Genomic DNA, 12,832 nt, shown 5'->3' with positions numbered 1-12,832 from the left:
CTAATAGATTTTGACATCAATCAAAAATTCTTTTTTGATTTCTTCGTTGATGTTTGCAATAATTTTCGATTTTCCCATCATTAATTCCTGGCGCATTGCAGGAGAATTAATCTTAACATATAAAATACGTTGTCTTACTTCAACACGATCCGTGTATTTTTCGAAAAATTTTCCCATCACTGTTCGCCATGCTTCTTCAGCTTTCACTTCCCAAATCAATTCTTCCTTTCCATTTTGTTTAATGAAATGTTCCAAAGCTTGACCAAGCGTTTGCTGATTACTTCGTTTTTCATACTTTTTCATAACCGGAAAACTTTACTTTCAGAGTTGATTTGTTTGATGATTTGCTCTGTTCTTTCAGGGTGTGTATCCGTGATAAAAATTTGTCCAAAGCGTTCCTCGTTCACTAATTTGACTAACTGAGTGACACGATGTTCATCCAATTTATCAAAGATATCATCCAAAAGCAATAAAGGAGTGATGTTTAACGAATTTTTGATTACTTCTAATTGTGCTAATTTTAAGGCAATTAGATAAGATTTTTGCTGGCCTTGTGAACCAAATTTTTTGATGGGGTAATTGGTAATCGTAAATAGTAGATCATCCTTGTGAATTCCGGCAGTTGAATATTGTGCCAAGCGGTCTTTGTACAAGGCCTCTTTCAAAACAGTTTCGAATGGTGCATCATTTAGCTGAGAAATATATTCAATATTTACGTTCTCTCGCCCTTCCGAAATTTCATTGTAATATTTCAAGAAAGCGTCTAAAAAAGTTTGAATAAACTCTTTTCTGATTTCATGTATTTTTTTGCCTAAATGAATCAACTCTTCATCATAAATTTCTAAAGAAGAAGCATCAAAAGTATTGTTTGCAGCAAAATACTTTAATAAAGCATTTCGCTGAATTAAAACTTTATTGTAGCGAATCAAATCGGCTAAATATTGCTTGTTTGATTGTGAAATGATATTATCTAAAAACTTTCGGCGGACTTCACTTCCTTCTTTAATTAAGTCATTGTCATAAGGTGAAATCATCACCAAAGGATATTGCCCGATATGATCCGAAATACGATCATACGATTTCGAATTTCGCTTCAATTGCTTCGGTTGACCGGAACGAACCAAACAGAAAATAACATCGTCTGTTTCGTTTTTATCAAACGTTCCTTCTAATGTAAAAAAATCACAATCAAATTGTATATTCATCATATCCGAGTGATTGAGATACGATTTACTTAAAGCCAAATAATGAATAGCATCCAATACATTGGTTTTACCTTTCCCATTTTGTCCCACAAATGCATTAATTTTTGCAGAAAACTCGAAATTGTTTTCATCAAAATTTTTGAATTGCCGTGCTTTAAGTTCTTTTAAATACATAGAGCAAAATTACAATTTAATTTACGATTTATGATGGATGAAGGTTGATTTATGATTTTGGATCAATCGATTTGTTTCATGTAGAACTTGTCAAGAATTTTTTTTGTTCTTTTCATTCTCTCAGTTCTAAAACAATGATTTCTAAACAAAATGTCGGGTTAAAAATCAAAATGATGTATTTTTGTATCTTTAAAAAGAAACATTTAGAAAAATGGCAATTCAAAAACCATCGATTCCAAAAGGAACAAGAGATTTCTCTCCTTTAGAAGTGAATCGTCGTCAATATATTATCAACACGATAAAAAAACAATTCGTATTATTTGGGTTTTCTCCAATCGAAACACCTTCATTCGAAAATTTATCAACTTTAACCGGTAAATATGGAGAAGAAGGAGACCGATTAATTTTTAAAATATTAAATTCAGGAGATTATTTAGCAAAAGTAGATGAAGAATTATTAACAACTAGAAATAGCCAAAAAGTAATTTCACACATTTCTGAAAAAGCATTGCGTTACGATTTAACTGTGCCTTTCGCACGTTATGTGGTACAACATCAAAATGAGATTACCTTTCCGTTTAAACGTTATCAAATTCAACCGGTATGGCGTGCAGATCGTCCTCAAAAAGGACGTTTTCGTGAATTTTTTCAATGTGATGCAGATGTGGTAGGTTCTAATTCGTTGTTGCAGGAAGTTGATTTTGTACAATTATATGATTCAGTTTTTACAGAATTAAAAACACCGGTTGAAATTCATATTAACAACCGTAAAATTTTGTCTGGTTTGGCAGAAGTTGCAGATATTTCGGCTCAATTGATTGATTTTACAGTAGCGTTAGATAAGTTGGATAAAATTGGGGAAGAAGCTGTAAAAGAAGAAATGCTTGGAAAAGGAATTTCTAATTCTGCGATTGAAATTTTATCACCATTATTCTCAATGAATGGAGATTACAATACACAATTTGCTCAATTAAAAGAAATTTTAAAATCTTCAGAAACTGGATTAAAAGGAATTGAAGAATTAGAGTTTGTTTTTGAAAGTACAACAAATATTGGTTTACAATCGGCTGAATTAGTTTTAAACTTAACATTAGCACGTGGTTTAGATTATTATACAGGTGCAATTTTCGAAGTAAAAGCAAAAATCGGAGAATTCTCTTCATCTATTGGTGGAGGAGGTCGCTACGATGATTTGACAGGAATTTTTGGATTGAAAGATATTTCTGGGGTGGGGATTTCTTTCGGATTAGATCGTACGTATTTAGTTTTAGAAGAAAATAATTTATTTCCAGCTTTAGAAGATTTGACTAATATTCAGGCATTGTTCATTAATTTCGGAACAAGAGAAGCAGCAGAAGCGATGAAATTAGTGAAACAATTACGTCAAAACGGAATTAATACAGAGGTTTATCCTGATGATGCAAAAATGAAAAAGCAAATGGGATATGCTGATAAAAAAGGAATTAAGAAAGTAATTCTTTTGGGAGAAAAAGAAATTACTGAACAAAAAGCGACTGTAAAAGATATGATTTCAGGAGAACAAACTGAAGTTGCTTTTGCTGATTTAGCTAATGCATTGTCTTAATATGACTTAATTCAAATCTATTCAATATATTTGCAAACTATTTAATTAAGAATATAAAATGAGTTTATTAACAGTTGGTACAGTTGCCTTTGATAAATTAGAATCTCCTTTCGGGAAAACAGATAAAATCTTAGGTGGTGCCGCTACATATATCGGTATGGCGTCTTCTTTATTAGGCGTTGATACTGCAATTGTTTCAGTTGTTGGTGGAGATTTTCCTCAAGAGTACATCGACTTATTACTTTCGAAAGGAATTAATTTAGATGGAATGGAAATCGTGAAGGAAGGTAAGACGTTCTTTTGGGAAGGAAAGTACCACAACGATTTGAATACACGCGATACATTGGCAACAGAGTTGAATGTTTTAGAGACTTTTAATCCTGTTGTTCCTCAAGATCGTAAATCTCCAAACGTTTTAATGTTAGGAAACTTACATCCATTAGTACAAAAAGGGGTGTTGACACAGTTAGATCAACGTCCGGGATTAGTTGTTTTAGATACGATGAATTTTTGGATGGATTGTGCTTGGAATGAGTTAATGGATGTTATCAAAGAGGTGGATGTCATTTCTATTAACGATGAAGAAGCACGCCAAATGTCTGGTGAATATAGTTTAGTGAAAGCGGCTAAAAAAATTATGACATTAGGACCAAAAACTGTAATCATTAAAAAAGGTGAACACGGAGCATTATTATTTCAAGGAGAGCAAGTATTTTTCGCACCAGCTTTACCATTAGAAGATGTGTTTGATCCAACAGGAGCAGGCGACACATTTGCAGGAGGGTTCTCTGGATATTTAGCGAAAACAAATGACTTCTCTTTTGAGAATATGAAACGTGCAATTGTTTACGGATCTGCATTAGCATCTGTAACATGTGAAAAATTCGGAACAGAATCATTACAAGATTTAGACAGAGAAGGATTAATTCATCGTCTAAGAAAATTCCACGAATTAATGGATTTCTCAATTAATTTATAAGAGATTATTAATCAAAATATTTAAAGCCTTGCGTAAGCAAGGCTTTTTTATTTATCTTAGAGTAAGAAAATATCATTGATGGGTGTTATTTTAGAAATATTAGCTTGGATTGTATTTGAATTTGTTGGTGTGGTCTTAGGAGCAACAGTGAGATTCGTTATTTTTAAGATTTTCAAACCATCATTACAATTTGATGAATTTTTAAATTCAGAATCTGGGTCAAATGATTTTTATAATTTTCTTATAGGAATACCAATTTTTATTGGATTGATATTTGGTCTATTATATTTATTTAATTGATATGAAAAACAAAATTATACATCTACTTATATTAGCTTTTTCCTCGTTACTGTCAGGAATTATGATTTCAAAAATGTCATTGATTGGGAAGATAGGAATCACCATTATTTACAATGAATATACTATTCTGAAATCGTGGTGGAAAACCGCTTTCTTATTGTTTACTATTCAGGCTGTTATTTTTATTGCTTTGTCTATTTGGGATGCGAATACAGTAAAACGTTTTAAAAGACTGTTATTGCCTTTGATTTTCCTTTTTATAGGAATCATAGGGTTTATTTACACCTATTATGATTTTACAGAAACTTCGCACCGATTACTGAAAAAGACATTTCATATTGGTTTCTATATTTTTTGGTTGACATGGTTTGGAAATTGTATATTCTTTATGACAAAAAAAATGCAGAAAATAGAAGATATTCCGAAAGAAGAAGAAATCGAAATAAATTAAACTAAAAAAGCTCATCAAATTTTGATGAGCTTTTTTAATTGTGACCGAGACAGGATTCAAACCTGTAACCTCTTGAGCCGTAATCAAGTGCGCTATTCAGTTGCGCCACTCGGCCATTTCCAAACAAAAAATTATTGTTCTTATTTGGGATTGCAAATATAAAGACTATTTTTTATTTTACAAATAAATATTAAAAAAAGTTATCCTCTATCTCGGTCACTGATTAACATCATCATAAAACTTAAAATAAAAAGAGAATCGTCTTGCGATGGTTTAAACTGATTTAGCTTAAATTTTCGTCCAAAAAATGAAGGTTCTTTTGAGACTTCCATGTATTCGGCTCCATTCAAATCTGTTAAAACATATTTAGGATTGAAAATATAACCGGAGAAAAAACCGATTACAGGGATTTCTCCAACCATTCCGTCCATCATTCGTACAAATCCACTTCGTTCTTTTATGGTGTATAAATGATTATCGTTTGCATCATAGATATGAAAAGTCGCTGTCCAAAAAGATTTAAACGTTTTTCTGCGTGCTTTGCCAACAACATTTCCATTCGCATCTGTAATGGTGAATGTTTGTTGAAAATCAATTAATTTATTGGAACGTAAATGATAAAGTTCTTCTTTTTTAGTTGAATCACGGTATACTTTTATACTATCCCGCCATGAAAATACTTTCTCCCGAACATAAAATAAGGAGTGATTGCTGGCATCAGTTACAGTAAAATCATTCGAAAAAGTTGCAATGTGAAACTTAATGTCAAGAGGAAATTTGAGATTGTTTAAATTCATTTTGCCGAGTTAATTCTCAAATATCTTATAAATAATTTCTGACTTCATCCAAATGTTTAATCGTAGGAACATTATCCATTGAAAAATTCTCATCCAATCGATCAAAGAAAATGGCAGACATTCCGTAGGCTTTTGCCCCAACAGCGTCAGCAATCCAATCGTCTCCAATGTAAATAGATTCTTCTTTTTTTGCTTCAGATTTTTCCATGGCTAACGAAAAAATACGAGGATCCGGTTTCAGGATTTTGATTTCGTCCGCATAGGTTACCGTATCAAAATAACCTTTCAGTTCAGATGTTTCAATTTTTCGTTTCGATACTTCGATAAACCCATTTGTAATGATATGCAAGGTGTAATTTGGTTTCAGATAATCCAATAATTCCATTGCACCATCCACGACTTCATTGTAATTGGTAATGGTTTCCATATATTCTTCCTCAAATATCTTTGCTAAAGCATCATTATCAATCCCCAATTGATCAAATGCATCTTTGAAACGTCTTGCTCTCAACTCTTCTTTCGTGATTTTTTTATCACGAATCAATGCCCAAAGACCTTCGTTACTATCGTGATAAAATGGATGAAATTCATCAAATGTAAAACCATAACGGTTTTCGACATCGTACTTTATATAAAGTTCTTTTAAAGCAAATTTTGCATTTTTTCGAAAATCCCAAAGCGTATTATCCAGGTCGAAAAAAACGTGTTTTATTGTGTTCATAAATGCAAAGCTAAGGATTTTATGTAGATTTGCTGAGGAAGAAAATTTCAATTGAAAACAAAGTTACAAAAATTTAAAACGAAGAATGCTAAAGGTGTCTTGTCTTTGTTGGCAGGAAATACGATTGCTCAAGTGATTATGCTTGTGGGAGGATTGATATTGGCGAGAATATATGGACCGGAAGCATCGGGGACATACAATGCTTTTTTGAGTTTTGTCGCAATTCTTTCGATTTTGACCACATTTCGTTTAGAGAATATTTTTGTGATTTCGAAATCATCAAAAGCTATTCGGAATTTATTTACAACACTATTGTTAATAAGTAGCCTTGTTACTATTTTTTTCTTTTTAGGATATGCTCTTTTAGAAAAAATATTTACGTTTAAAACATCTATATTAGTTGTTTTCTTAAGTTGTATCGCAGGGTTATTTACAGCTTGGAATAATGTACAGAATTCACTGTTTACAAAATATAAATTATTCAAAAGTATATCCACAGGATTTGTGATCAATGCATTGTTTTCGGTCTTGTTTCAATTTATTTTTTATTGGATGGGATACAAAGAGACTGGGTTGATTTATGGAACAATTTTCGGAACAGTTTTATCATGTGCCTACTATTTTTCGATTACAAAAGGAAGATTTACTTCGATTGATTTTGGATTAGCCCGAAAAACAATTTTCAATAACAGAGAAATCATTAAATATACTTTACCATCAGAGTCGTTGAATGCGGTAGCGAATAATTTGATGCCAATTATGATCGCATTCTATTTTTTGAAAGAAGATGTTGGTTTCGTAGGGAATGCGTCTAAAGTATTGGTTGTTCCTTTGACTTTGCTTTCAAACTCGATGTCAAAAGTCTTCTTTCAAAAATCGGCGGGAATGATTGATCATAGAGCACATGAATTGTATGATTTGTCTAAAAAAGTGGTGGTATATAATGTAGCCGCAATTGCTGTTTTTCTTTTGTTGATGAACTTTATAGGGATTTTTATTCTCGAATGGATTCTTGGACCGGAATGGAAAGGTTTGCATATGATGACATGGATTCTTTCTTTTTGGATTTTGTGCCGTTCAGCAATGAATCCTATTCAACAGATTGTAGTGGTAATTAAGAAAAATCATTACGCTTTATATTTTAATATTTACCTGGTTTTGATCACTTTTATTACATGTATAGTAGGAGGATTAAATAAAAATATACTTTTGACGTTATCACTATATTCTTTCTTTGCAGGAATGGGCTATTTAGTTCAGCTTTATTTTGTGATGAAAGAGTTGAAACGTTATAAAAAGTAAGGTGAAAAATTCTAGAAAACATATTTTAGCTTTAGCTTCTTGGTATCCAAGTCGAGTTTTTTTAGATAATGGAGATTTTATTCAGCGTCATTTACGTGCAATCTCAACGTTAAATGATGTGACGCTTGTACATGCGATAAAAGATGAAAAATTGAAATCAGACTTTGAGGTTGTAGATTCAATGAATCAAAATGTACGAGAGATAATTGTTTATTTTAAACCTTCTTTTTTTAGACCATTTAACTTGATTAATCAATTTCGCGCTTTTCTGAAAGGAACTTCTTTCGTCAAAAAAGTTGATTTGATTCATCTAAATGTTGTTTATCCTGCAGGTTTAATAGCAGTCTATCTTAAGTATAGATTTCGTACACCAATAGTATATACAGAACATTGGACAATTTTTTCTCCAGAAAGGTTGACAGAACTTTCTCTTTATCAAAAGATATTAATTAAAAATATCCTATCTAAGGTTGATTATTTATGTGCTGTTTCTAAGGATTTAGATGATAAAATTAGCCGTGTTTTTTCTGTAAAGCCATCGAAAATTATTCCAAATGTTGTAAACCTTGATAACTTTTCGATAAATGAGGAAAATGAAAAGAATCAGAAAATTTTTCTTCACCTTTCACATTTAGGAGATGAACACAAGAATATTACAGGAATGTTAAATGTTGCAAAAAGATTAGTAGAGGAGGGGTTTGATTTTCAATTTCAAATTGGAGGAAATGGAGATTTGTCTATGATAGATGAGTTTATAAAGGAAAATAATTTGTCAAATGTTATACAATCTTTTGGGCGATTAGAGTATGATGAGGTGAATCAGAAAATGAAAAACGCGACTTGTTTTGTCTTATTTAGTAATTATGAAAATCAGCCTTGTGTACAAATAGAAGCATTTTCTTCAGGTATACCCGTTATAGCTTCTAATGTGGGAGGGATTTCTGAATTTTTTCCTGAAGGGTTTGGAGTTTTGATAGAAAAACAAAATGAAAATCAATTGTATGAAGCGATGAAGAATTTTATTGAAAATAAGATTAAATTAAAATCAAGAGCTGAACTTCATCAGTTTGCAGAAGATCATTTTTCGACTCAAAAAATTGCACAACAGTTTGATAATGTATATAATAGTGTTTTGAAATGAAAGGATTTCAATTATATATTAAGGATGGAATTGTAGAATATGAAATTCGTTTTCAAAAGAAACGGTTTGATAATTATTTTATTGAACAGAATAATATTGTTATTGCTATTGAGGGCGTTCTTCTTAATAAAAACCAATTAATAAAAACTAATAATTTAAACGAGAATTACCTCCATCAGCTGTATATTCTCCATCAACTCGAATTTATTCAACAATTAGAAGGAGAGTTTGTAGGTTTTGTATACAATAAGTTAGAAAATAAGGTATATACTTTTACAAATTTTACAGCAACACGTAAACTTTTCTACTATAATTATGGAAATGAAATTATAATAGAAACCAGTTTAATTTCATTAGTCAAAGCATTAAAAAAAGCAACTAAATTTTATTCATTGGATGAATCTGCAATGTATCAGTTATTGGTTTGTGGGAATACATTAGAAGATTATACGCCAATAAAAGAAGTAAAGAAATTAAGAGATGCAGAATTGCTACAAATAAATGTTACAAATTTGCAGACGAAAATTGATTCTTATTATACTTTCAAAGATAGATTTAACGGAGATAAACAGGAGGCATTAGAAGAAATTGATAGATTGTTTAATGAAGCCGTTTGCCTTGAATTTGAGAAAGACAAAGAATTGAAGAAAGAAACTTTTGCGCTGTTAAGCGGAGGATTAGATTCAAGAATGACATTGTTGGTGGCATTAAAAAATGGCTATCAGATTGATGAAACGTTTTGTTTTTCTCAAAAAAAATATTGGGATGAAACAATCGCTAAGCAAATCGCCAATGAGTATGGAATTCCCTTTCATTTTGTAGCGCTTAATGGAGGTGAATATATTACTGAAATAGATGAGATTTTTCAAATTTCGGAGGGACTTGGAGCATATTCCAGTGCTTTACATACAAATTTTGCATACAAATTTATTGATAAGGAGAAATTTGGATTAGTACATAGTGGACAGTTAGGAGATGGTGTATTAGGGATGTTTAATAAAAATAGATATAAAACACCTCCTTCTAAAGCAAAAATAATTGTCCATGATAGGTTGTTTCATCGATTGGAAAGTGATTTTAATGAAATTGCTTCTAACTATGATCGCGAAGAAATTTTCTTGACAAGAAATGTAGGGTACAATAGAACAGTTTTGGGATCTTATTTAGCTGAGGAGTTTTCGTATCAAACTTCACCATTTATGTATTCTCACTTCTTGAAATTTGCTCATAGTTTACCGGAAGAATGGAAATATAATCAAGAATTATACATCGAATGGATCAACAAGTACCATAAAGAGGCAACCAATTATATTTGGGAAAGAACTTTATTGAAACCAACTTCTAAACGAAATACAATACTTGGAGATAAGATAGTGAAAAGAATGTACAATGGATTTTTGAATAAGGTTTTTCAAAAACAATATATTGGAAAAATGACGGCTTACGAATATTATTATAAACAGGAGCCTAAACATAGAGAAAAAATGGATGAATATTTTGAACGTTATATTCATGCTGTAAAATCAACTACTTTAAAACAAGATTTGTATCTGCAATATAATGAAGGAAGTTTTGTAGAGAAAACAACTGTATTGACTGTTTTATCAATTGTTAAACATTATTTTAGTGAATGATTTAATCGTATTTCTAAAAGATTTCTATAAGAACAAAGGTCATATGGTTTTTTCGTCCATTATGATCGAAAAGATAATTGCCTTAATAAATATGATTTTTGTGGTTCGTATGATTTCTGATGAAGATTACGGATCTATCACCCTTATCGCTTCTATTTTCGGAGTGTTTATTACGCTAAATGGATTCGGAACGATACAAGGACTTATGCGTTATGGATCCTTGCTTGAGTCTACACAAGAAAAAAATAATTTATCAAGTTATATTTTCAGATTAGGATTACAAAAACAACTGTTATTAACATTTTTATTTTGTTTTGTTGCGCTTTTCTATGAATTCAAATACCAAACAATCTGGATGGTAATTTGTTTTTTCGCAGGACGAATGCTGGGAAGTTACTTCTATAGTTTTATACAATCTTATTATCGAATTCATGGTATGAATGAAAAATTTTCTTTTATATCAATTGTCATAAATAGTTTAGGATTAGTCGTATCAATTTTGCTTACGTTTTTCTATGGAAAATATGGATACTTGTTCGGATTAGCAATTACACCTTGGTTTTGTTTGTTTTACTACAAAAAGGAGATTCTTCGTTCTATGAATAGCACCTTTCAAAATTTTAATTTAAGAGAATTCTGGAACTATTCCATGAATTCTTCAATTACTTATTTTTTTTCGGAACTATTGTTTATGATCGATATTTTTATGATCGGATTATTGTTGAATGAAACTGCTGTTGCAAATTACAAAGTAGCAATTATTTTACCTATGAATTTGATGTTTATCCCTATGATTTTCATACAAACAGACTTGCCGAAAATTATTTCAAATTCAAAAAATAAATCGTATTTAAAATTTTATATTTCAAATTATTATAAACTATTTATTCCCATCTCAATTGTGATAATTGTGTTAGGGTTTTTGTTGAAAGATGTTGCCTTGCCATTTGTTTTTGGGGAAGAATACCAAGGTAATGGATGGATATTCTTTATAATACTATTTGCAGTTTGTTGTAATATGTGCTTTAGAAATTTATATGGAAATTTATTGTCTGCGGTAGGATTAGCGGGTAAAAATTCGATTGTATCTATTGCATCAATAATACTAATGACTGGTTTAAGTATACTATTAATTCCTAAACTGAATACATTGGGAGCTGCAATTTCTTTAGCAATAACTTTTGTTACAATGGGGATTGTTTCGTCTATTATTTTTCGTCGTTATTTAATCCATCTTAACAATTGAACTTGACATTTTATCTACATAGTTCGTAAAATCTTTTCCGTTCGGGTAAATAAACTTTCCATTTTTTTCGAATATAATTTTCGAATTGTTACCAAATATGATTTTAGCTTGTGGAGATATAATTGTAGGTTCTGTGATTGTTAAGATGATGTTATTTTCAATTTTTAAATTTGAATAGAAACGTTGGGTTTTTTCCCATTTTGTATTTTGGTTAATGAGAAAAGTGTTGCCTAAAAAAGAATCTTCTGTTGCAAATTGAATTAAATTAGTTTCTCTCAAATTTTTATGAACTTTTAAAATTTCTGTTGGCTGAAGATAATTTTTAGGATCATTCCATTTCTGAGACATGATCGTATATTTACAAGCATTGGTTGTATGATATTGATTGCTATGATTAAGTCCCAGAACGTGGCCTAATTCGTGCGCAAATATTCTACCGTCATTAATATCCCATTTCATCGTTTCTTCAACAGTAGTATTAAACTTTTTAGGGTGAAAATAACGATGAGCTAAGTATTTTAAATATTTATTAGGCAAATGGGTACTAGAAGATCTAAATAGATTAGTAGAAGTAGGCAGTTGTCCTGCTGCCACTTCATTCAAATCAAAATTTTCTCCTTTAGAATTGTATAATCTATCATAATTGTCAGCATCCATTGTTAAATAGATATTAATCCCTTTGGGAATGGATGGATTCTCTGCAATTTTTTGATCTAAATATGCTAAATACCAGTTTTCATGAGGTGTCATGCCACTATATTTTTTCTTTTCTAGATCAGCACCACTATTTCTATAGTTCCATGCATAGCTGTCTTTAATTTCAATATAATTAAATTTAAAACGAATTTTAGAATCAGAATAAAAATCTTTCCCAGTATAACATCCTGTTAAATCAATAGGTTGTGTAAAAGTACTCCAAGTATAATTATTTGCATTCATGAAGTTTTCTAAAGCTTTTTTTTCTTCAGGATTTTCTAAATTATAATTTCCGGTTCCATCATCACGTTTTAAGATAATAACGTTAATTTGTAAAGTGATGAGATGTAAATCATCAGTTATAACAAAATCATCAATTGTAGCACGATTTGTAGAGCTAACAACACTTGATATAAAAGTTGTTTGATTAGGATAAGTCAATCCATTTTTTTGAACCGAACAAGAATAAAAAGAAAGAAATATTACAAAACTAATTAACGCTCTCATGAATAAATGATTTGGTAAGTGTAAGTTACAACTTCTTTATTTCTTCTGCTGTCATTGTTTTAGATTTTATGTCAATTAATTGTTGTGCAGACTC

At 30.7% G+C, this 12,832-nt stretch carries 13 protein-coding genes and 1 tRNA gene; 8 read left to right on the top strand and 6 right to left on the bottom strand.

Annotation, left to right across the window (positions count from 1 at the left end; all coding sequences use genetic code 11):
• Positions 1 to 303, bottom strand: a complete 303-nt coding sequence (locus tag H277_RS0105955) for a DciA family protein (RefSeq protein WP_019974676.1) — start codon at positions 301 to 303, stop codon at positions 1 to 3.
• Positions 300 to 1,379 (bottom strand): DNA replication/repair protein RecF, encoded by a 1,080-nt coding sequence (recF, locus tag H277_RS0105950; protein WP_019974675.1) that lies wholly within the window; start codon positions 1,377 to 1,379, stop codon positions 300 to 302. The genes H277_RS0105955 and recF overlap by 4 nt, the downstream gene beginning before the upstream one ends.
• 211 nt (positions 1,380 to 1,590) lie before the next feature.
• On the opposite strand from recF, the gene hisS reads away from it, so the two are divergent.
• From hisS to H277_RS0105930, 4 genes are all read left to right on the top strand, one after another.
• Positions 1,591 to 2,964, top strand: coding sequence for a histidine--tRNA ligase (gene hisS / locus H277_RS0105945; protein WP_019974674.1), 1,374 nt, complete (start codon positions 1,591 to 1,593; stop codon positions 2,962 to 2,964).
• A 58-nt stretch (positions 2,965 to 3,022) separates the two neighbouring features.
• Entirely contained in the window at positions 3,023 to 3,943 is a 921-nt protein-coding gene (locus H277_RS0105940) for a PfkB family carbohydrate kinase (protein WP_019974673.1), read from the top strand.
• 78 nt (positions 3,944 to 4,021) lie between these two features.
• Positions 4,022 to 4,243: a hypothetical protein gene (locus H277_RS0105935; protein ID WP_019974672.1), complete on the top strand. Its 222-nt coding sequence runs from the start codon at positions 4,022 to 4,024 to the stop codon at positions 4,241 to 4,243.
• A gap of 1 nt (position 4,244) precedes the next feature.
• Complete coding sequence (locus H277_RS0105930; RefSeq protein WP_026357436.1) at positions 4,245 to 4,694, top strand: hypothetical protein; 450 nt, start codon at positions 4,245 to 4,247, stop codon at positions 4,692 to 4,694.
• Positions 4,695 to 4,735: 41 nt separating this feature from the next.
• On the opposite strand, the gene H277_RS0105925 is transcribed toward H277_RS0105930, so the two are convergent.
• From H277_RS0105925 to H277_RS0105915, 3 genes are all read right to left on the bottom strand, one after another.
• Positions 4,736 to 4,809: transfer RNA gene (locus H277_RS0105925), tRNA-Arg, on the bottom strand.
• Between the two features lie 85 nt (positions 4,810 to 4,894).
• Positions 4,895 to 5,491, bottom strand: a complete 597-nt coding sequence (locus H277_RS0105920; protein ID WP_019974670.1) for an LURP-one-related family protein — start codon at positions 5,489 to 5,491, stop codon at positions 4,895 to 4,897.
• A gap of 25 nt (positions 5,492 to 5,516) precedes the next feature.
• Positions 5,517 to 6,212, bottom strand: coding sequence for a YjjG family noncanonical pyrimidine nucleotidase (locus H277_RS0105915; protein WP_019974669.1), 696 nt, complete (start codon positions 6,210 to 6,212; stop codon positions 5,517 to 5,519).
• 51 nt (positions 6,213 to 6,263) lie between these two features.
• Between H277_RS0105915 and H277_RS0105910 the strand changes: the two genes are divergently transcribed.
• The 4 genes from H277_RS0105910 to H277_RS0105895 are packed head-to-tail and all read left to right on the top strand — an operon-like array spanning position 6,264 to position 11,535.
• Positions 6,264 to 7,514 (top strand): lipopolysaccharide biosynthesis protein, encoded by a 1,251-nt coding sequence (locus tag H277_RS0105910; RefSeq protein ID WP_019974668.1) that lies wholly within the window; start codon positions 6,264 to 6,266, stop codon positions 7,512 to 7,514.
• 1 nt (position 7,515) lies between these two features.
• Positions 7,516 to 8,655 (top strand): glycosyltransferase family 4 protein, encoded by a 1,140-nt coding sequence (locus tag H277_RS0105905; RefSeq protein ID WP_019974667.1) that lies wholly within the window; start codon positions 7,516 to 7,518, stop codon positions 8,653 to 8,655.
• Entirely contained in the window at positions 8,652 to 10,289 is a 1,638-nt protein-coding gene (locus H277_RS0105900) for an asparagine synthase-related protein (protein WP_019974666.1), read from the top strand. The genes H277_RS0105905 and H277_RS0105900 overlap by 4 nt, the downstream gene beginning before the upstream one ends.
• A complete protein-coding gene (locus tag H277_RS0105895) occupies positions 10,282 to 11,535 on the top strand; it encodes an oligosaccharide flippase family protein (RefSeq protein ID WP_146810358.1) in 1,254 nt (417 codons plus the stop codon). Before H277_RS0105900 ends, H277_RS0105895 begins: the two co-directional genes overlap by 8 nt.
• Here the strand turns inward: H277_RS0105895 and H277_RS0105890 are convergent.
• Positions 11,515 to 12,738: a zinc metalloprotease gene (locus H277_RS0105890; RefSeq protein WP_019974664.1), complete on the bottom strand. Its 1,224-nt coding sequence runs from the start codon at positions 12,736 to 12,738 to the stop codon at positions 11,515 to 11,517. The genes H277_RS0105895 and H277_RS0105890 overlap by 21 nt on opposite strands.
• Between the last annotated feature and the right edge of the window lie 94 nt (positions 12,739 to 12,832).

The sequence above is a fragment of the Empedobacter brevis NBRC 14943 = ATCC 43319 genome, assembly GCF_000382425.1.
GTDB lineage: Bacteria > Bacteroidota > Bacteroidia > Flavobacteriales > Weeksellaceae > Empedobacter > Empedobacter brevis.
This window is presented reverse-complemented; position numbering and strand designations above follow the sequence as displayed.

What these genes read in the sequence shown, in the direction of transcription:
- H277_RS0105915 (WP_019974669.1), bottom strand. Translation starts at nt 6,212, where the DNA reads ATGAACACAATAAAACACGTTTTTTTCGACCTGGATAATACGCTTTGG.
- H277_RS0105890 (WP_019974664.1), bottom strand. Translation starts at nt 12,738, where the DNA reads ATGAGAGCGTTAATTAGTTTTGTAATATTTCTTTCTTTTTATTCTTGT.
- H277_RS0105900 (WP_019974666.1), top strand. Translation starts at nt 8,652, where the DNA reads ATGAAAGGATTTCAATTATATATTAAGGATGGAATTGTAGAATATGAA.
- H277_RS0105920 (WP_019974670.1), bottom strand. Translation starts at nt 5,491, where the DNA reads ATGAATTTAAACAATCTCAAATTTCCTCTTGACATTAAGTTTCACATT.
- H277_RS0105930 (WP_026357436.1), top strand. Translation starts at nt 4,245, where the DNA reads ATGAAAAACAAAATTATACATCTACTTATATTAGCTTTTTCCTCGTTA.
- H277_RS0105935 (WP_019974672.1), top strand. Translation starts at nt 4,022, where the DNA reads ATGGGTGTTATTTTAGAAATATTAGCTTGGATTGTATTTGAATTTGTT.
- H277_RS0105940 (WP_019974673.1), top strand. Translation starts at nt 3,023, where the DNA reads ATGAGTTTATTAACAGTTGGTACAGTTGCCTTTGATAAATTAGAATCT.
- hisS (WP_019974674.1), top strand. Translation starts at nt 1,591, where the DNA reads ATGGCAATTCAAAAACCATCGATTCCAAAAGGAACAAGAGATTTCTCT.
- recF (WP_019974675.1), bottom strand. Translation starts at nt 1,379, where the DNA reads ATGTATTTAAAAGAACTTAAAGCACGGCAATTCAAAAATTTTGATGAA.
- H277_RS0105955 (WP_019974676.1), bottom strand. Translation starts at nt 303, where the DNA reads ATGAAAAAGTATGAAAAACGAAGTAATCAGCAAACGCTTGGTCAAGCT.